At 71.2% G+C, this 20161-nt stretch carries 15 protein-coding genes; 9 read left to right on the top strand and 6 right to left on the bottom strand.

Annotated elements, in window-relative coordinates:
- Positions 1–3437, bottom strand: a 3437-nt coding sequence (locus KBB57_RS12835; protein WP_290750739.1) for a nitric oxide synthase oxygenase, incomplete at its 3' end; no start/stop codon positions are given.
- Between the two features lie 257 nt (positions 3438–3694).
- On the opposite strand from KBB57_RS12835, the gene KBB57_RS12830 reads away from it, so the two are divergent.
- The 6 genes from KBB57_RS12830 to pstB all read left to right on the top strand — a co-directional run bounded on the left by KBB57_RS12830 (position 3695) and on the right by pstB (position 10791).
- Complete coding sequence (locus KBB57_RS12830) at positions 3695–4231, top strand: heme NO-binding domain-containing protein (protein ID WP_290750747.1); 537 nt, start codon at positions 3695–3697, stop codon at positions 4229–4231.
- Positions 4224–5900, top strand: coding sequence for an ATP-binding protein (locus KBB57_RS12825; protein ID WP_290750737.1), 1677 nt, complete (start codon positions 4224–4226; stop codon positions 5898–5900). The genes KBB57_RS12830 and KBB57_RS12825 overlap by 8 nt, the downstream gene beginning before the upstream one ends.
- 371 nt (positions 5901–6271) lie before the next feature.
- Entirely contained in the window at positions 6272–7321 is a 1050-nt protein-coding gene (locus tag KBB57_RS12820) for a substrate-binding domain-containing protein (RefSeq protein WP_290750734.1), read from the top strand.
- A gap of 53 nt (positions 7322–7374) precedes the next feature.
- Positions 7375–8580: a phosphate ABC transporter permease subunit PstC gene (pstC, locus tag KBB57_RS12815; RefSeq protein ID WP_290750732.1), complete on the top strand. Its 1206-nt coding sequence runs from the start codon at positions 7375–7377 to the stop codon at positions 8578–8580.
- The gene (pstA, locus tag KBB57_RS12810; RefSeq protein ID WP_290750729.1) at positions 8577–9926 is read left to right on the top strand and encodes a phosphate ABC transporter permease PstA; all 1350 of its coding nucleotides are present in this window, start codon (positions 8577–8579) and stop codon (positions 9924–9926) included. The genes pstC and pstA overlap by 4 nt, the downstream gene beginning before the upstream one ends.
- Before the next feature lie 67 nt (positions 9927–9993).
- Positions 9994–10791, top strand: coding sequence for a phosphate ABC transporter ATP-binding protein PstB (gene pstB / locus KBB57_RS12805; protein ID WP_290750744.1), 798 nt, complete (start codon positions 9994–9996; stop codon positions 10789–10791).
- A 126-nt stretch (positions 10792–10917) separates the two neighbouring features.
- Here the strand turns inward: pstB and hflX are convergent, their stop codons facing one another.
- From hflX to KBB57_RS12780, 5 genes are all read right to left on the bottom strand, one after another.
- Entirely contained in the window at positions 10918–12174 is a 1257-nt protein-coding gene (hflX, locus tag KBB57_RS12800; RefSeq protein ID WP_290750727.1) for a GTPase HflX, read from the bottom strand.
- Positions 12175–12187: 13 nt separating this feature from the next.
- Positions 12188–12424, bottom strand: coding sequence for an RNA chaperone Hfq (hfq, locus tag KBB57_RS12795; protein WP_290738666.1), 237 nt, complete (start codon positions 12422–12424; stop codon positions 12188–12190).
- Positions 12425–12591: 167 nt separating this feature from the next.
- Positions 12592–14091, bottom strand: coding sequence for a TrkH family potassium uptake protein (locus KBB57_RS12790; RefSeq protein ID WP_290750724.1), 1500 nt, complete (start codon positions 14089–14091; stop codon positions 12592–12594).
- A 9-nt stretch (positions 14092–14100) separates the two neighbouring features.
- Positions 14101–15483, bottom strand: a complete 1383-nt coding sequence (trkA, locus tag KBB57_RS12785; RefSeq protein WP_290750722.1) for a Trk system potassium transporter TrkA — start codon at positions 15481–15483, stop codon at positions 14101–14103.
- Positions 15484–15603: 120 nt separating this feature from the next.
- A complete protein-coding gene (locus KBB57_RS12780) occupies positions 15604–16899 on the bottom strand; it encodes a hemolysin family protein (RefSeq protein WP_290750719.1) in 1296 nt (431 codons plus the stop codon).
- A 328-nt stretch (positions 16900–17227) separates the two neighbouring features.
- On the opposite strand from KBB57_RS12780, the gene KBB57_RS12775 reads away from it, so the two are divergent.
- The 3 genes from KBB57_RS12775 to ilvN all read left to right on the top strand — a co-directional run bounded on the left by KBB57_RS12775 (position 17228) and on the right by ilvN (position 20034).
- Positions 17228–18979 carry an acetolactate synthase 3 large subunit gene (locus tag KBB57_RS12775; protein ID WP_290750716.1) on the top strand — a complete coding sequence of 584 codons (1752 nt, stop codon included), beginning with the start codon at positions 17228–17230 and terminating at the stop codon, positions 18977–18979.
- Positions 18979–19395, top strand: a complete 417-nt coding sequence (locus KBB57_RS12770; RefSeq protein WP_290750713.1) for an OsmC family protein — start codon at positions 18979–18981, stop codon at positions 19393–19395. The genes KBB57_RS12775 and KBB57_RS12770 overlap by 1 nt, the downstream gene beginning before the upstream one ends.
- Positions 19396–19473: 78 nt before the next feature.
- Positions 19474–20034, top strand: coding sequence for an acetolactate synthase small subunit (ilvN, locus tag KBB57_RS12765; protein ID WP_290750711.1), 561 nt, complete (start codon positions 19474–19476; stop codon positions 20032–20034).
- Positions 20035–20161: the final 127 nt, after the last annotated feature.

Here is a 20161-nt window from a genome sequence, read left to right as displayed (position 1 = left end):
TCGTCCTCGCCGCGGAACCCGGCGTAGAGCGCCGCCGGCGCCTCCGGACGCGCCGATATCCCACGGGCGACGCGGTCCTGGAGGATGCCGTAGAGCGGCGCGAGCCCGGTCCCGGCGCCGACCAGCAACAGCGGCCCGGCGAAGCCGTCGGGCAGCCGCCGCGGCGCCGCCTTGACCGCGACGCGCAGCTCCGCCCCCGGCGCGAGATCGCGCAGGTAGTGCGAGCACAGCCCCCGCCGCGGCCGCCCGTCTCGAGACGGCAGCGTCAGCACGCCCGCCATGATCCGCACCTGACGCGGGCAGACGAGCGGGCTCGACCCGATCGAGTAGAGCCGCGGCTTCAGCCGGGGCAGGATCTCGATCAGCACGTCGATGGGCGGCACGGATTGCGGGAACGCCTCGAAGAGGTCGAGGAGCGAGTGATAGGTCTCGCGCAGCCAGTCGCGCAGGGCGGCGCGCGCCGGATCGGCCTCGTCGAGGTTCAGCGTGGCGATCCAGCGGTCGAGCTGGAGCTGGTCGTCCGGGTCGCGGCTCGCCGCCCGCATCGCCGCAAGCAGCTCCTCCGGCGCCTGCGGCATCCCGAGGTCGAGATCCTGCGTCAGCAGCCGGTCCACGGCGTAGCCGCCGCGATAGCGGTCGAGCGCCGCCACCGAGGCGCCGAGGATGCGGAACCACGCCTCGCGCGGCAGGCCGAGATGCTGGCACACCCCCTCGACCAGCGCGTCCGGGTTGACCGGGCTGATCGCGAGATGGTCCCCCGCCTCGTAGCCGCCCGCCCCTTCCGGCAGGTCGATGCCGATATGCCGGGTCGACCGGCCCGGCCCGGCGTCGGGCCCGAGCATCTCGTGGTTGAACGCCACCCGCCCGATCCGCGCCGGATCGAGCGCCGCCGCCCGGGCCGGCGGGATGATCTCGACGACGGCCCGCCGCGCCCGCGCCGCCTGCCCGTCCGCCGACCACAGCTTGGCGAACATCTCCAGCCACTGCTTCACCGTGTCGGACTGCCCGGCGATCTCGTCGGCGAGCTCGAGCTTGGCGATGCGCGCGCCCCCGGCCGCCTCCAGCGCCGCATCGTAGGCGGCCGCCGCGGCGCAGAACTTCGGATAGATCCGGTTGCCGATACCAAGGACCGAGAACCCGACGTCGCGGAGCGCGCCGGGCTTGCGGCTGCGCAGCCAGTCGAGGAACGCCTGCCCGCTCGCCGGCGCGTCGCCGTCCCGGCAGGTCGAGGCGATCACCAGCACCAGCGACTCGCGCGCGATCTGGTCGACGTCCACCTCGTCCATCGACAGGACCTGCGGCGCGAGCCCGCCGAGCCGCCGAGCCGCCTGGCGGGCGTAGCCCTCGGCCGTGCCGGTCTCGGAGGCGTAGAGGATGAGCGGCCGCCGCGTCTTGGCCGCCGCCTCCGGCGCGGCGGCCCGCATCGGGCAGATCTCCTGGTCGGCCACCTGCCAGCGGTCCGCCGCGTAGGCGTAGGCGGGCCGCAGCTGGAAGTCGCGCATCTCGTGGTGCCAGACCGGCGTGGTCGAGCCGCCCGCCGCCGGGGCGATCCACGACCATTGCGCCGGGCATTCCCGCCCGGCCTTCTTCTCGCGCAGGTCGTGGATCATGAACTGCCGCGAGGCGGTCTGGTGGTCGACGAGCGTCACCCGTGCCTGCTGGAAGCTGTGGACGATCGCGACGTTGAGCTCCAGGAACGCCCGGTCGCGCCACAGCGTCGCCTCGGACGAGGTGTCGAGCCCGAGCGCCGCGGCGATGTCCGCCGCGCGGTCGTAGCGCTTCTCCTCCCACAGGTTGCGGGCGATCTCGGTCCCCATGAACCAGCCGTTGAACGGCAGGCAGCCGTAGTTGATCCCGCCCACGTCGAGCCGGAAGTTGGCGATCGCCGGCACCGCGCACCACTTCAGCCCCAGCCCGGCGATCGCCGGCGCCGTGGGATGCGAGATCGGCACCTCCATCACCTCGGCCGGATCGAGATGATAGATCCGCGGCTCGTGGCCCGGCATGTCGATGACCAGCGGCAGGATGTCGAAGTCGCTCGGCTCGGCGGGCGGCTCCCAGCCGAGCTTGCGGATCGCCGCCGTCAGCTCGAGGTTCGCCCGGTCGCCGACCACCGAGCCGTCGGCGAGCGTGTGCCCGGCGTAGCGGATCAGCTGGCTGTTCCAGATCCGCGGCCCCCAGCGCTCGCCGGGGCGCGTGGGGCGGAACAGCGTCAGCACGATCTCGACGTTGCCGCCGTTCGTCGCCGCCCGCAGGTGCTCGACGCACTCGGCGAACATCTCGTCCGGGTCGACCACGTGGCGCTTGTCGCGGACGATCAGGTTCTTCCAGCTGATCCGTCCGATGCATTTCGGCGCGTTGCGCCAGGCGAGCCGCGCCCCGTGCTCCAGCTCCTCGAAGGTGTGGGTGTAGGAGCCGGTCGCCCGGATCTCGTGGGCGACCTCCGACCAGCGCTTGTCGAGCCGCGCCTGGCTCCAGCCGAGCTCGCCCGCCACCTGGTCGATGAACTCGCGCGCCGCCTTGGTCAGCCGCTCCTGCTGCGCCATCGGCTCGGAGATGATCCGGATCACCCGCCCGAACAGCGTCTCCCAGCCGAGCCGCGTCCGCTCGGTCAGCGGCAGGCCGAAGGCGCCGAGCGTATCGAGGAGCGGCCCCGCAAGCTTCGGATAATCCCCCGGCGGGACGGCGTTCGACTGGTGGATCTGCGCGAGGTTGCGCAGCTCCTGCCGCAGGCTCCGGAGCCGCGTCGTCGCCCGGCCGAGGAACACCACCGTATCGATCAGATGGCGCGCCAGGGCGTCCATGTCGGCGGTGCGGAAGTGCCGCAACACCTCAGGATGCGTGCGGAACAGCGTCTGGTAGAAGAAGATTCCCGCGTCCTGCGGATGCGCGAGCATCGCCTCCGCGCCCGCCTGCATCTCCGCCGCCACGTCCGGCGCGAGCGCCCGCTCCTCGGCCTCCGCCCGCGCGATCATCGGCGCGGCGATCTCCGCCTCGAAGAAGCGCGCGATCGCCGAATCCTCGCCGCGCGCGAGGTTGTCGCGCTCGAACTCCTCGAGATAGGGCGCCTTGCCCATGGCCCAGACGAAGGTGCGCCCCGCCAGCCGCCAGTGCTCCGCGGTCATCCCGTAGGTGGCGAAGAACGACCCCGCCTCCGCCACGTCGGCGCTGCGCGCCTCCGCGGCCCCCGGCGCCGAGCGATAGGCCTCCCGCAGCGTGAACTCGGTCGCGCGGTCGAGCCCGCGCACCGCCCGGTCGAACAGCGCCAGGAACTCCGTCGGCGCGTGGTCGATCGCCGCCCCGAACTGCTCGACCAGTTCCGGCGCGTCGAGGATCAGCCGCTCGAAGAACATCTCCGTCAGCATCTCGTCGAAGGCAAGGAACTTGTTCCAGCTGTCCTTGACGATGACCCGCTCGACCCGGCTCAACTCCTCCACGGGCCCGGCGCCGGACACGTCGCGACCGCCGGGAATCTCCCCGGCTTCATCCAAGTATCGCTTCTGGAGCGTGCTTGAATTCTTCATCAACGTGTCCTCGCCATGTACGCCAGCTTTTGGAGGCTGTCTTTACGACTGCTTAACGGTTGAAATATTATCCCGTGATGTATTAAGGGATCGCCAAAACCTCGGCGCCAGCTTGCGGGGCGTCGGTCGCGCGGTTCTGCGGCCCCAGCGGAGGTTGGCTCTTGTACGGCATGATCCACCAGGCGGCGCGGGATCTCGCCATCGGCCGGCTCGGCGAGGAGGAATGGAGCCGGCTGGTCGAGGCCGGCGGGCTGAACGGCCGGCACTTCATCGGCTTCGAATACTATTCCGACGCCGACACGATGCGCCTCGTGCGCCTGATCGCCGACCGGCTCGGCTGCTCGATGGCGGAGACCTTCTACCTCTTCGGCCGCACCTGGATCGACTTCGCCGGCGCCTCGGCCTACGGGCGGGTGCTCGGCATGGCGGGCGGCGATCTCGAGACGTTCATCTCGAATCTCGACCGCATGCACGCCTCGATCAAGTCGAACATGCCGCGGGCCTCACTCCCCGGCTTCGAGGTGGTCGAGAGCCGCGACGACGCCATCCACGTCCTCTACCGTTCCGAGCGCGAGGGGCTCGCGCCGTTCGTCCAGGGCATCCTCGGCGCGGTGGCGGAGCGGTTCGGCGAGCGGGTGCGGATCGACTACGAGGAGCGTCCGGGCGGCGCCCTCTTCGTGCTCGCCCGCCAGCCCGTCGATGCCTGACCGTCTCGACGCGGCTGCGGGCCGCGCCATGGGGCTGACGCTCGTCGAGCACGAGCTCTCCTCGCTCTTTCCCGCCTACCTGCGCCTCGACCGCGCGGGCCGCATCGTCGCGGCCGGCCCGTCGATCCGCGCCCATGCCGGCGCCGACCTCGTGGGCGCCGCCTTCTTCGAGCGCTTCCGCATCGAGCGGCCGGCCAACGTCGCCGACCTCGCGGCGCTGCGCAGCCGCGGGCGGCCGATGATCGTGCGGCTGAACGCCGACCGGCCGCTCCGGATGCGGGGCGTCGCCCTGCCCCGCGCCGACGGGCTGTGGCTGATGCTCGGCCATATCCCGGACCTCGAGAGCAAGGAGGCCGCGCCCGACCTCCAGTTCTCCGACTTCTCGCCGACCGACGGCACGCTCGACATGCTGCTCGCGGCGGAGATGCGCTCCGGCCTCCTCGCCGAGGCCCGCGCGCTGGCCGAGGGCCTCGAGGAGCAGAAGAAGGCCGCGGAGCGCGCCAACAGCGCCAAGAGCGCCTTCCTCGCCACGATGAGCCACGAGATCCGCACGCCGATGAACGGCGTCCTCGGCCTCGCCGCGATTCTCGCCGGCACCGACCTCACCCAGGCGCAGCGCGAGATGCTCGACGTGATGATCGCGTCCGGCAAGCTGCTGATGGACATCCTCAACGACGTCCTCGACCTCTCGAAGATCGAGTCGGGCCAGATCGACCTCGAGGAGGCGCCCTTCGACGTCACCGAGCTCGCCGCCGCGGTGCGCGGCCTCTTCGGACCCGTCGCGGCCAGCAAGGGCCTCGCCCTCGACGTGACCCTCGACGCGCCCGTGCCCTGGTGCCTCGGCGACGCGGTTCGGGTGCGCCAGATCCTCGTCAACCTCGTCTCGAACGCGCTGAAGTTCACCGACGCGGGCGGCGTCTCCGTGTCGCTCCGCCTCGCGGCCGAGGGCGACCGCCGCGCGCTGCGCATGGTGGTGCGCGACAGCGGGATCGGCATGTCGGCCGAGGGCATCAGCCGGCTGTTCCGCCCCTTCGTGCAGGCCGACAGCTCGACGACCCGGCGCTTCGGCGGGACCGGCCTCGGGCTCGCCATCGCGAAGCTCCTCTGCACGCAGATGGCGGGCGACATCCGCGTCGAGAGCCGGCTCGGCCGCGGGTCGGTGTTCACCGTCGACCTGCCCTTCGCCGCCGCCCGGCCGCCCTGTGCGGAGCGTCCCGCCAGCGACGGCGGCCGCGACCGCGGCCGCGGCGCGCCGCATGTCCTCGTCGTCGAGGACAACGCCACCAACCAGTTCGTGCTGTCGCTCTTCCTCGGCAAGCTCGGCTACAGCTTCGACGTGGCGAACCACGGGGCGGAGGCGCTGATCGCCTGGGAGCGCCGGCGCTACGACGTCATCCTGATGGACGTCGAGATGCCGGTCCTCGACGGCTTCGAGGCGACCCGCGAGCTGCGCCGCCGCGAGCAGGCGCAGGGGCGGCCCGCCACCCCGATCATCGCGCTCTCGGCCGACGCGATGCTGGAGAACCGCGAGAAGGCCCGCCTCGTCGGCATGGACGACTTCGTCACCAAGCCGATCGACCTCGAGCGGCTGGAGGCGATGATCACCGCCCAGATCGCCCGCCCCCTCGCCGAGCCGTCGGCGCGCCCCCCGTCGCGCGCCAGCGCCTGACCCGCCGCGAGGACTGCGACCGTGTTCACGCGTGAATATTCGCTAAGTGCTTGATTTCACGTGAGAGCGGGTTAACGCATCGTTACCGGACGGCGTTGAGGCGGCCCGGCTGCGGCGCGTGATCCCTGCGGGCGGGCGCCATCCGCCGCGGATCGGGCCCGTCCGGCCTCGTCGCGGCGCCTTGCTGCCGCGCACCTGCGCGGCCGGACCCGAAGACGCCCGCAAGCGTCTGAGGAAAAAGCGATTTCCGCGTCATAAAACGGTCGCGCTTCTGAAATACTACCGTCAACGCCAGGCCGTAGCTTGAGGGCGTCAGGGGCGCGGGCTCGCGTCCCGTCGTCACGCACTCGACCATCCGAAGGGGAACCCAGATGAAAACGGCTCTCACCGCTGGCGTCGCCGCCGCCGCCGTGGCGGCGCTCGCCGGCCCCGCGCTCGCCCAGTCGCGCGACCAGATCCAGATCGCCGGCTCGTCCACCGTCCTGCCCTACGCCGCGATCGTCGCCGAGGCCTTCGGCGAGAACTTCGACCTGCCGACCCCGGTCGTCGCCTCCGGCGGCTCCTCGGCCGGCTTGCAGCAGTTCTGCGCCGGCGTCGGCCTCGACACCATCGACATCGCCAACTCCTCGCGCCCGATCCGCGAGAGCGAGGTCGCGACCTGCGTGGCGAACGGCGTCGCCGACATCGTCGAGGTCCGCATCGGCTACGACGGCATCGTCTTCGCCTCGCGCACCGACGGCCCGGCCTTCTCCGCCTTCACCCCCGCCCAGTGGCACGAGGCGCTCGCCGCCGAGGTCGTCGTCGACGGCAAGCTGGTCGCGAATCCGCACAAGACCTGGGACCAGGTCGACGCGAGCCTGCCGGCCGCCCCGATCCTCGCCTTCGTGCCCGGCACCAAGCACGGCACGCGCGAGGTCTTCGAGGAGAAGGTCATCGCCCAGGGCTGCGAGGATTCCGGCGCGCTCGAGGCGATCGCCGCGCTCAAGGGCGGCGACGAGAAGGCCGCCCACGACGCCTGCGTCAAGCTGCGCACAGACGGCGCCGCGGTCGACATCGACGGCGACTACACCGAGACGCTCGCCCGCATCCAGGGCGACCCGAACGGCATCGGCGTCTTCGGCCTCGCCTTCTACGAGAACAACACCAACGTGCTGAAGGTCGCGACGATCAACGGCGTCACGCCCTCGACGGCGACGATCGCCTCCGGCGAGTACCCGGTCTCGCGCCCGCTGTTCTTCTACCTCAAGAAGGCGCACATCCCCGAGATCGCCGGCCTGAAGGAGTTCGCCGAGTTCTTCGTCTCCGACGCGGTCGCCGGCCCCGACGGCCCGCTCACCGCCTACGGCCTCGTCTCCGACCCGGATCTCGCCGCCACCCAGGCGCGCGTCGCCAGCGAAGAGACCCTCGACGCGGCCATGTGACCGCTCCCCCGGCGCCTCCCCGGGGGGCGCCGGGCCACTCCCGAGCACGGTGAATGCCCATGACCGGCGGCCAGATCCTCCTCGTCCTCGCGGCGCTCGCCGTCGCGGGCTACCTCGCCGGCCGCTGGCGGGCCGCCGCGGTCCTCGCCGCCGGCGCGCCGCTCCACTCCCGCGCCGGCCACCACGGCCTCGCCGTGGCCATGGCGGCGTTCCTCGCCGGCCTGGGCGTCTTCGTCCTTCTCAACTTCCTCGCCATCGCCCTGCCGTCGCTCGGCCAGCCGCAGGTCCTCGGCGTCGCCTCGATCCTGCTCGCCGTCGCCGCCTTCGTCGCGGTCTTCGCGCGGATCGCCCCCCGCTTCCGGGCGCGCAACCTCGTCGAGGCGATGATCCTCGGCCTGCTGATGTGCGCCGCCTCGATCGCGATCTTCACCACCGTCGCCATCGCGCTCTCGCTCGTCTTCGAGACCGCGCGCTTCTTCGGCCAGTACTCCTGGCGCGACTTCTTCTTTGGCACGGTGTGGTCGCCCGCCTTCCAGGGCACGAGCCAGCTCGGGATGCTGCCGCTCCTCTGGGGCACGCTCTACGTCAGCTTCATCGCGCTCGCCGTCGCCGTCCCCGTCGGGCTCTTCATCGCGATCTACCTGACGCAATACGCCACGACCACGACGCGCAGGGCGATCAAGCCGGCCATCGAGATCCTCGCCGGCATCCCCTCGATCGTCTACGGCCTCTTCGCCCTCGTCACCGTCGGCCCGATCCTGCGCGACTGGATCGCCCAGCCGACCGGCCTCGGCAGCTCCGCCGCCTCGGTCGCCACCGCGGGCCTCGTCATGGGGATCATGCTGATCCCCTACGTCTCCTCGCTCTCCGACGACATCATCAACGCCGTCCCGCGCAGCATGACCGAGGGCTCGCTCGGCCTCGGGGCCACCCGCTCCGAGACGATCCGCCGCGTCATCATCCCCGCGGCGCTCCCCGGCATCGTCGGCGCGTTCCTGCTCGCCGCCTCGCGCGCCATCGGCGAGACGATGATCGTCGTCCTCGGCGCCGGCGCCGCCGCGCGGCTCTCGCTCAACCCGTTCGAGGCGATGACCACGGTCACGGTGAAGATCGTCAGCCAGCTGACCGGCGACACCGACTTCAACTCGCCCGAGACGCTCGTCGCCTTCGCCCTCGGCATCACCCTCTTCACGCTCACGCTCGCCATGAACGTCCTCGCCCTCTACATCGTGCGCCGCTACCGGGAGCAGTACGAATGACCGCCGCCCCCACGCTTCCGACCGACGCGGTCCCCACTGCGACGCCCGAGCGCGCCGCGCATACCCGCCGCCGCTACGCCGCCGAGGCGCGGTTCCGCGCCTGCGGGATCGCCGCGGTCGCCGTCGGCCTCCTCGCGCTGGTGTTCCTGCTCGGCTCGGTCCTCAGCCGCGGCCTGCCCGCCTTCACCCAGACCTTCGTCAGGGCCGAGATCTACCTCGACCCCGCCGTGCTCGATCCCTCCGGGACCCGCGACGAGGCGGCGATGAAGAAGGTCCTCACCTTCGCCTACGCGCCGCTGATCAAGGCGTCGCTCGGCGAGCTCGCGGCCGAGCTCCAGGCCGGCCCGGCGCCCGATATCACCCCGGCGCTCCTCGCCGGCATGATCTCCGACGGCGCCCCGGCGCAGCTCCGCGCCTACGTCCTCGCCAACCCCGACGAGCTGGGGAAAACCGTCGAGTTCGAGTTCCTGACCAGCGGCCGCATCGACCAGTTCGCCAAGGGGAACCTCACCCGCGAGCGCGCCGCCGGCGACGCGAAGATCACCCCGGCCCAGCTCGACGCCGCCGACGAGCTGATGCGCCTCGGGGTGATGACCACCCGCCTCAACCGGGCGTTCCTCACCAGCCCCGACGCCTCCGAGAACCGCCCGGAGGCGGCCGGGCTCGGCGTGGCGCTGATCGGCTCGGCCTACATGATGCTGATCGTGCTGGCGCTGTCGCTGCCGATCGGCGTCGCCGCCTCGATCTACCTCGAGGAGTTCGCGCCGAAGAACCGGCTGACCGACCTGATCGAGGTGAACATCTCCAACCTCGCCGCGGTGCCCTCGATCGTCTTCGGCATCCTCGGCCTCGCCATCTTCATCAACTTCCTGCACCTGCCGATGTCCGCGCCGATCGTCGGCGGCCTGGTGCTGACGCTGATGACGCTGCCGACGATCATCATCTCCACCCGCGTGGCGCTGAAGTCGGTGCCGCCGTCGATCAAGGAGGCGGCGCTCGGCGTCGGCGCGAGCCGGATGCAGGCGATCCTCCACCACGTCCTGCCGCTCGCCATGCCCGGCATCCTCACGGGGACGATCATCGGCCTCGCCCACGCCCTCGGCGAGACCGCGCCGCTGCTGCTCATCGGCATGGTCGCCTTCGTGAAGGACTTCCCCGGGCCTCTGCCCGGGGGCGTCATGGACCCCGCCACGGCGCTGCCGGTGCAGGTCTACAACTTCACCCAGCGCGCCGACCCGGCCTTCGTCGAGCGCGCCTCGGGCGCGATCATCGTGCTGCTCGCGTTCCTCGTGATCATGAACGCCGTCGCCATCGTGCTGCGCCAGAAGCTCGAGCGCAAATGGTGAGCGCGGACGGCCCCGACAGAAAGAAAGACGGATGACTCTCGTGGACGACAAGGTGAAGTATCGCCCCATGGACGCGGTGCGAACGGAGACGGTCGGAGCGCAGGAGGCGCAGCCCAAGGTGCGGGCCCGCGACGTCTCGGTGTTCTATGGCGACAAGCAGGCGCTGTTCGACGTCTCGGTCGACATTCCGCCGCGCCAGGTGACCGCCTTCATCGGCCCCTCCGGCTGCGGCAAGTCTACCTTCCTGCGCTGCATCAACCGGATGAACGACACGATCCCGATCGCGCGGGTGCAGGGCGAGATCCTGCTCGACGAGACGTCCATCAACGACCCGCGCGTCGACGTGGTCGAGCTGCGCGCCCGCGTCGGCATGGTGTTCCAGAAGCCGAACCCCTTCCCGAAGTCGATCTTCGAGAACGTCGCCTACGGGCCGCGCATCCACGGCCTGTTCCGCACGAAGGCCGAGCTCGAGGAGACGGTGACCTCGTCGCTGAAGCGCGCCGGCCTGTGGAACGAGGTCAAGGACCGCCTGCACGAGCCCGGCACCGGCCTCTCCGGCGGCCAGCAGCAGCGCCTCTGCATCGCGCGGGCCATCGCCACGCGGCCCGAGGTGGTGCTGATGGACGAGCCCTGCTCCGCCCTCGACCCGATCGCCACCGCGATCATCGAGGAGCTGATCGACGAGCTGCGCACCAAGTACACGATCGTGATCGTCACCCACTCGATGCAGCAGGCCGCCCGCGTCAGCCAGAAGACCGCCTTCTTCCACCTCGGCAAGCTGATCGAGGAAGGCCGGACGGAGGACATCTTCTCCAACCCGCGGCACAAGCAGACCGAGGACTACATCACCGGCAAGATCGGCTGAGCCCCGCGCCCCTTGTCGCGCGTGGGTCGGCCGGACCGGAGGGGAAGCGGCCACACCCGCATCCGGCTCGGCGCCCAAGCCGACGCCTGGCTACACGACGGAGGCGGCGTCCATGTGGGTTCGGCGTCAGAGCGTCTCGTAGCGGCTGCGGTCGCGGTCCGACCAGCGGACGGCGAGGCGGTAGCCGGCGTCGGTCTGGACCTCGCCGCGGACGAGCTTGTGGTCGAAGAGCCAGGCGCGCTTGCGGCCCTGGTCGAAGCCGAGCTCCAGCGTCTCGTCGTGGACGGGGTCGGAGAGCTCGGCGGCGACGAGCTCCAGCAGGCCGGGCACGCCCTCGCCGGTCAGCGCCGAGATCGCCCGGGCGCGCGGCGTGCGGGCGGCGACGGCGAGGAGCGTCTCCGCCTCGTCGGCCGGAAGCGCGTCGATCTTGTTCCAGACCTCGACCATGCGGGCCTCGGCCGCCTCGCCGACCCCGATCTCGCGCAGGATCCCGCGCACGTTCTCGGCCTGGATCTCGGTCTCCGGATGCGAGAGGTCGCGGACGTGCAGGATGAGGTCGGCGTCCACCACCTCCTCCAGCGTCGCCCGGAAGGCGGCGACGAGCTGGTGCGGCAGGTCGGAGATGAAGCCGACGGTGTCGGAGAGGATCGCCCGCTTGCCCGGCGCGACCTCGAAGCCGCGCATGGTGGGATCGAGCGTGGCGAAGAGCATGTCCTTCGCCAGCACCCCGCCCCCGGTCAGGCGGTTGAAGAGCGTCGACTTGCCGGCGTTGGTGTAGCCGACCAGCGCCACCACGGGGAGGTCGGAGCGGCGACGCGCGGCGCGTTGCTGGCCGCGGGTGCGCACGGTTTTCGCCAAAGCCTCGCGGATGCGCTCGATGCGCTCGTCGAGCGCCCGGCGGTCGGCCTCGATCTGGGTCTCGCCGGGGCCGCCGAGGAAGCCGAAGCCGCCGCGCTGGCGCTCGAGATGGGTCCAGGAGCGGACGAGGCGGGATTTCTGGTAGCTCAGATGCGCGAGCTCGACCTGGAGCACGCCCTCGCGGGTCTGGGCGCGGTCGCCGAAGATCTCGAGGATGAGGCCGGTGCGGTCGAGCACCTTGGCCTTCCATTCCTTTTCGAGGTTGCGCTGCTGGATCGGCGAGAGCGGGCCGTCGACGATGACGAGGCCGATCTCTCCTTCGGCGATGCGCGCCTTGATCTCCTCAACCTTGCCGGAGCCGAAGAGCGTGCCGGCGCGGCGTCGCGCCACGGGCGCGAGGAGCGCGTCGACCACGTCGAGATCGAGCGCGCGGGCGAGGCTCTCGGCCTCGGCCAGCGCGTCCTGCGGCTCACGGGGGCCGCGGTCGCGGCCGGAAAGCACCGGATGCAGGACCAGCGTCCGCATCCGGTCGGGTGCGTCAGTCAGATTCGGCCTCGTAGAGGGTGATGGGCTGCGACGGCATCACCGTCGAGATCGCGTGCTTGTAGACGAGCTGGGACTGCCCGTCGCGGCGCAGCAGGACGCAGAAATTGTCGAACCAGGTGATCACGCCCTGGAGCTTGACGCCGTTCATCAGGAAGATCGTGACCGGGACCTTGGACTTGCGGACGTTGTTCAGGAACGCGTCCTGGAGGTTCTGTTTTTCGGCAGCCATCGTTCTCAGCCTTAAGTTGTATGGGAGCGCCGGCAGGCCGCGCTCGTGTTGTTATTGTGGCCCGAGTATGGGCGGGTGCGGCGGCCATTTCCAGACCCGCCCCATGGATTTTTTGCACACTGGTGCGATCTTGCCGCATTCGCGAATTTCATTCGCATATGCAGCATTCACCCCTGTCGCCACAGCGCCGGGTTGAACAGCGCGATGAGCACCAGCACCTCCATCCGCCCGACGATCATGCCGACGCAGAGCACCGCGAGCGCGGCGCTGGGCAGGTCGCCGTAGCGGATCCCCTCGCTCAGCGCGTCGATCGCCGGGCCGGTGGTGGTGAGCGCGGCGATGGCGAGCGCGAGCCCCTGCTCGAAGGCGAGGCCGATGGCGGTGAGCGCCGTCATCACGATGGCGATCGAGACGAGGAAGAGCATCAGGAAGACGAAGGCCACCCGCGCGCCGCGGTCGGTGATGGCGTTCGGGCCGCGGCCGTGCGGCCAGACGCTGCTCGGGTGGATGAGGAGCTCCATCTCGCGCTGGCCGTGGCGGTAGAGCGCGTAGAGCCGCAGGAGCTTCACGCCGCCGGCCGTGGTGGCGACGCCGCCGCCCATCACCGCGACGCCGAGGAGGATGGCGCCCGGGGTCGGCAGGTCGGACCAGAGCTGCATGGTGCGCCAGTCGACGCTCTCGAAGCCGGTGGTGGTCAAGTAGGAGAGCACGGTGAAGAGGCCGCCCCAGACCGCGCGGGCCGCGGCGGCGAGGTTGTCCTGGCGGTCGATCTCGCTCGCGCCGATGAAGCTGCGCAGGAAGAGGAGCAAGGTCACCCCGAGGACGGAGATCAGCATCAGCCGCACCTCCGGGTCATCGAGCCCGAGATGCCGGCCGAGGCGGGGGCGGAAGCTCAGGAAGCGGTGCGAGACCGCGGCGAGGAGGAAGACGGCGATCGCCGCCTCGCCGAGCCCGCCCGACGAGGCGCCGGAGAGGCCGCCGACCGGGGAGATGCCGCTCGTCGAGAGGGTCGCCATGGCGTGGCAGACCGCGACGAAGGGCCGGTCGCCGGCGACGATCAGCAGGAGCGCCAGCGTCCCCGTGAAGACGGCGTAGACCGGGGCGATGCGGCCGGCGTTGCGCAGGATGCGCGCCGTCGCCTCGCCGACGTCGCCGGCGCGGCGGCCGACGACGCGGGTGTCGTCGAAGTCGCGCACCTCGAAGCCGCCGAGGTTCAGCGGCGCGAGGATGGCGGCGGCGGAGACGAGGACGAGGAGGCCGCCCGCCCAGCCGACCAGCGCCCGCCAGAGATGCACCGATTCCGGCAGGAGCCGCGGCGCGTTGACCAGCGTCGAGCCGGTGGTGGTGAGCGCCGACAGCATCTCGAAATAGGCCCGCCCGTAGCCGAGCCCGGGGATCAGGTGGGCGAGCGGCGCGCCAAGCGCCAGCGGCAGCACGACGTAGGCCACGAGCAGCGTGGCGAGGTGGTAGCGCGCGGCGTTGCGCGGCTGCCGGTTCGCGGTGGCGAGCCCGACCAGCACGGCGATCAGCGCGAGGAAGAGGCCGTTGTAGAAGAAGACGCGGGCCACCAGCCAGTGGCCGCCGCGGGCGGCGTGGAGCGCCGGCACCGCCATCATCGCCGCGGCGATCAGCGCCAGGATGACGATCGCCGGGAACTGGCGCAGCATCCGCATGGCCTAGAAGAAGTCCAGGCCCACCTGGAACAGGCGCTCCACCTCGATGATCGCGTCGCGCATGGCGAAGATCGTCAGCACGTCGCCGTCGCCGAGGCGGGTGTCGCCGCGGGGCGCGATGACCTTGTCGCCCTTGCGGATCAGCCCGATGCGGGCGTGGTCGGGGATGTCGGCCTCGCGCACCAGCTTGCCGGCGATGGCGGAGGTGGAGAGCACCTGCGCCTCGATCACCTCGGCCTCGGCGTCGCCGATCGAGTAGACCGAGCGCACCCGGCCGTGGCGGACGTAGCGCAGGATCGACGAGACGGTGGTGGCGCGCGGGTTGACGTAGGCGTCGATGCCCATGGGCGCGATCAGGCTGATGAGCGAGGGGTCGTTGACGAGCGCGACGACCATCTTCGCGCCCTCGGTCTTGGCGCGGACGCAGGCGAGGATGTTGGTCTTGTCGTCGTCGGTGAGCGCGAGCAGCGCGTCGACGTGCTCGACCTGCGCCTCGGCGAGGAGGTCGATGTCGAGGCCGTCGCCGTTCAGGACCACGGTGCGGCGGAGCGCGTCGGCGACCGCCTCGGCGCGGGCGCGGTTGCGCTCGATGACCTTGAGGCGGATGCGGCGCGGGTCGGCCTCGAGCTTCTGCGCGACGTTGAGGCCGATGTTGCCGCCGCCCAGCACGATGGCGCGGGCGACCTCGATATGGGCCTTGCCGAACACCTCCATCACGCGGGCGACGTCGGGGGTCGCGGCGATGACGTAGATCTGGTCGCCGCCGAAGAGCTGGTCGTTCGGGTCCGGCACGAACAGCCGCTCGCCGCGGCGGACGCCGACCACGACGACGCGCAGGGTCGAGAAGAGCTCGGAGAGCTGGCGGAGCGGCGTGTTGAGCACCGCGCAGGCCTGGTCGAGCGACACGCCGATCAGCTGCGCGCCGCCGTCGAGGAAGCCGCCGATGTCGAAGGCGGCGGGCGCGGTCAGCCGCTGCACCACCGCGTCGGCGACGGCGTATTCGGGCGAGATCACCACGTCGATCGGCAGCGCGTCGGTGCGGTAGAGGTCGGAGTAGATCGCGGTCAGGTAGGCCTGGCTGCGCAGGCGGGCGATCTTGCGCGGCACCTCGAAGATCGAGTGGGCGATCTCGCAGATCACCATGTTGACCTCGTCGGACTGGGTCGCGGCGATCACCATGTCGGCGTCGCGCGCCCCCGCCTGCTCGAGCACCTCCGGGTGCGAGGCGAAGCCGGCGACGCCGCCGACGTCGAAGGCCTCGGTGATGCGGCGCACCACGGCCGGGTCGGTGTCGATGATGGTGACGCGGTTCGCGCCCTCCTCGCGGGCGAGATGCCGCGCGATCTGCCCGCCGACCTGACCCGCGCCGCAGATGATGATCTTCATGGGCGCATCCTGCGACCAGCCGCCGACGGGCTGCGGCGATTCCTTAGCATCCGCGCGCGGCCGGCAACAATCGCCGCGCGGGGGCGCAGGAGCATCGTGCCGCGCGGGGGCGCCTGGGCATCACGCCTCGCGCGCCGGCAGTTTCGTCGCGATCAGCTTGTCGATGCGGCGGCCGTCGAGGTCCACCACCTCGAAGCGCCAGCCCTCGGCGTCGAAGACGGCGCCGGGCTCGGGCAGCTCGCCCAGCCGGTCGAGGGCGAGGCCGGCGAGCGTCGCGTAGCCCTCGGCCTCCAGCTCGTCGAGCCCGAGGATCGCCGCCGCCTCGCCGAGGTTCATGTCGCCGTCCATCAGCCAGGAGCCGTCCTCGCGCTGGAACGCGCCCGGGCCGGCGTCGTGGCCCGCCTCGGGCAGCCGGCCGGCGATGGCGTGGAGCACGTCGAGCGGCGTCACCACGCCCTCTAGGTCGCCGTACTCGTCCACCACCAGCGCCATGTGGACGCGGCTCTCGCGGAAGCGCTCGACGAGCTCCAGCGCCGGCAGGTTCGGCGAGACGAAGAGCGGGTCCTCGCGCACGCCGCGCAGGTCGCCCCCGCCGGCCTGGGCCAGCGCCAGCACGTCCTTGACGTGGACGACGCCGATCACCTCGTCGATGTTGCCGCCCTCGCAGAGCGGATAGCGCGAATGCTTGGCGACGCTGATCCTCTCCACCGCGTCCTCGATCGGCGCGTCGGCGTCGAGGAAGACGAGGTCGTGCCGGGGCGCCATGATCGCCCGGGCCGGCTGGTCGGCGAAGCGCAGCACCCGCTCCAGCATCCGCCGCTCGGCCTGGTGGAAGACGCCGGTCTCGGCGCCCTCGGCGATCATCGCCTTCACCTCCTCCTCGCTGACGTCCGACGAGGGCGGGCGCGACACGCCGAGGAGGCGGAGCACGGTGTCGGTGGAGACGCGCAGGAACCAGACGATCGGCGTGCCGGCCCTGGCGAGCATCGTCATCGGCAGCGCCACCCGCACCGCCACCGCCTCGGGGTTCTGCAGCGCCAGCCGCTTCGGGACCAGCTCGCCGATGATGAGCGAGGCGTAGGTGGTGCCGACGACGACGATCACCAGCGCCATGGTCCGCGCCACCCCGGCGAAGGCCGGGATCTCGCGCAGGACCGCGGCCAGCGGCTCGCCGAGGGCCTCGCCGGAATAGGCGCCGGCGAAGATGCCGATCAGGGTGATGCCGACCTGCACGGTGGAGAGGAAGCTCGTCGGATCCTCGCCGAGCGCCAGCGCGTAGGTCGCGCCGCGCGAGCCGCGCTTCTCCATCTGCTGCAACCGCGGCCGGCGGGACGAGACGATCGCGAGCTCGCTCATGGCGAAGAAGCCGTTGAGCAGGATCAGGACCAGGATGACGGCGACGTCGGCGTAGGGCATCTCGGCTCCGCAGGGGCGACCCCTCCCCCATATCCGACGCGCGGCCCGGCGTCAGCCGGCTTTGCGTCGACCCGTCGCCGGAAAGAATGTTGCAGCGGAGCACGGGCTCCCGCAACTTTCTTCAGAATCCCGGGTTGACGCGCCGCACGCGGCTCCGTAAGGAAAGCCGATGACTCGGGCGCTGGTAATCGAGGCGAGGCGCGAGCGGCGGAGGCCCTGAGGTCCCGCCGGCAGTCGCGCCGCGCCCCCTTCGCCGGGGGCTTTTTTTATCCCTCGCCTCAAGCCCCGACCACGCCCGAGACGACCGAAGACCGGAGAGAGAAGACCGATGCACCGACAGATGACTGGCGCCCAGATCGTCATCCAGGCCCTGAAGGACCAGGGCGTGGACACCGTCTTCGGCTATCCGGGCGGCGCGGTGCTGCCGATCTATGACGAGATCTTCCAGCAGAACGACATCCGCCACATCCTCGTCCGGCACGAGCAGGCGGCCACCCACGCCGCGGAAGGCTACGCCCGCTCCACGGGACGCCCCGGCGTCGTCCTCGTCACCTCTGGGCCCGGCGCGACCAACGCCGTCACCGGCATGACCGACGCGCTGATGGATTCGATCCCGATGGTCGTGCTGACCGGGCAGGTCCCGACCTTCATGATCGGCAACGACGCCTTCCAGGAGGCGGACACCGTCGGCATCACCCGGCCCTGCACCAAGCACAACTGGCTGGTGAAGGACACGGCGCGGCTGGCCGAGACCATCCACACCGCGTTCCACGTCGCCACGCACGGCCGGCCCGGCCCGGTCCTCGTCGACATCCCCAAGGACGTCCAGTTCGCCACCGCCGCCTATGTCTCGCCGGAGGCCGCGCGCCCGCGCTACGCGCCGCGCACCAAGGCGGACCCGGAGGCGATCCTCGCCGCGGTCGAGGCGATCGAGCGCGCCGAGCGGCCGATCCTCTATACCGGCGGCGGCGTGATCAACGCCGGTCCCGAGGCGTGCCGCACCCTGCGCGCGCTCGTCGAGGCGACCGGCTTCCCGATCACCTCGACGCTGATGGGCCTCGGCGCCTATCCGGGCTCCGGCAAGGCCTGGGTCGGGATGCTCGGGATGCACGGCACCTTCGAGGCCAACTGGGCGATGCACGACTGCGACGTCATGGTCTGCCTCGGCGCCCGCTTCGACGACCGCATCACCGGCCGGCTCGATGCCTTCTCGCCGCATTCCTTCAAGATCCACGCCGACATCGACCCGTCCTCGATCAACAAGAACGTCCATGTCGACGTGCCGATCGTCGGCGACGTCGGCTCGGTCATGGCCGACATCCTCGCGCTCTGGCAGGCGCGCGGCGCGCGGACGCGGTCCGAGGCGGTCGCCAAGTGGTGGAAGCAGATCGAGCTCTGGAAGGGCAGGCGCTGCCTCGCCTACCGGAACTCCGACAAGGTCATCAAGCCGCAATACGCGCTGGAGCGGCTCGAGGCGCTGACCCGCGGCCGCGACCGCTACGTGACCACCGAGGTCGGCCAGCACCAGATGTGGGCGGCGCAATACCTGACCTTCGACGATCCGAACCGCTGGATGACCTCCGGCGGCCTCGGGACGATGGGCTACGGCTTCCCCGCCTCGATCGGCGCGCAGATCGCCCACCCGGACGCGCTCGTCATCAACGTCGCCGGCGAGGCCTCGTGGCTGATGAACATGCAGGAGATGGGCACGGCGGTGCAGTTCCGCCTGCCGGTCAAGCAGTTCATCCTCAACAACGAGCGCCTCGGCATGGTCCGCCAGTGGCAGGAGCTGCTGCACGGCGAGCGCTACTCGTCGTCGTGGTCCGAGGCCCTGCCCGACTTCGTGAAGCTCGCCGAGGCGTTCGGGGCGAAGGGCATCCTCTGCAAGGACCCCGCCGACCTCGACGACGCGATCCTGGAGATGATCGAGCATCCCGGCCCGGTGATCTTCGACTGCCTCGTCGAGAAGCACGAGAACTGCTTCCCGATGATCCCCTCCGGCAAGGCGCACAACGAGATGCTGCTCGGCGAGGACGCCACCGAGGGCGCCATCGGCGACGCCGGCGCGGTGCTGGTCTGATGCCCGTCGTCGAGCTCTCCACCATCCCCGGGACCGAGGCCGCCATCGGCCGCGCCCGCGGCCACACGCTCGTCGTCGACCGGCCGGAGGGCAAGGCCGGCGGCCAGGGGCTCGGCTTCAACGGGGGCGAGCTGCTGGCGCTCGCCCTCGGCGGCTGCCTCGCCAACGACCTGCGCTACGTCGCCCATCTCCGGGGCGTCGGGCTCGGGAACGTCGCGATCCGGGTGAATCTCGACATCGACGGGACGCCGCTCCTGGCGCGCTCGGCCGAGATCGTGGTGGCCTGCGCGCTCGCCGACGGCGGCGACCCGGCCGCGCTGGTCGAGGCGGCCGCGCGCGACTGCACGGTCACGAACTCGGTGCGGCCGGGGTTTCCGGTGACGGTGCGCGCCGCCGCGCCGGGGGAGCTCGGGTAGACCCTTTCCGCCGCGCCGATACCTTTCAATGACATGGCCTCGGCGGTTGCGACCGAGGATCCGCCCCAGGAGCCGCGCATGAACGCCCTGCACATCCGCAAGAACGCCTCCCGCCACAGCGCCTACGACCTGCGCAACCCGCTCGGCGATCATCAGGAGACCCATACGCTCGCGGTCCTCGTCGACAACGAGGCCGGCGTGCTGGCGCGGGTCATCGGCCTGTTCTCCGGGCGCGGCTACAACATCGACAGCCTGACCGTGGCCGAGACCGACCACGAGGGCCATCTCTCGCGCATCACCGTGGTCACCACCGGCACGCCGGCGGTGATCGAGCAGATCAAGGCGCAGCTCGGCCGGCTGGTGCCGGTGCATGAGGTGCATGACCTGACGGTCGAGGGTCCCTCGGTGCAGCGCGAGCTGGCGCTGATCAAGGTCGCCGGCGCCGGCGACAAGCGGGTCGAGGCGATGCGCATGGCGGAGGTGTTCCGCGCCCGCATCGTCGACACCACGCTCGAGAGCTTCGTCTTCGAGATCACCGGGGCGCCGGACAAGGTAGACACCTTCGTGTCGCTGATGCGCCCGCTCGGCCTCGTCGACATCGCCCGCACCGGCGTCGCGGCCATCACCCGCGGCGTCTGACCGGCGGCGGCGGGGGGAAGCGCCGGCCTCGGGGAGGCGCGCAAGGCGCCCCCCGCTCGGCCGGCGCTGGCGGTCGGCCGCCTTTGCGGCCGCCCTGCCGAGCGGCCGCAAGCGGCCGCGAGTCTTT

This window comes from Amaricoccus sp. (genome assembly GCF_017993425.1).
Lineage (GTDB): Bacteria > Pseudomonadota > Alphaproteobacteria > Rhodobacterales > Rhodobacteraceae > Amaricoccus.
This window is presented reverse-complemented; position numbering and strand designations above follow the sequence as displayed.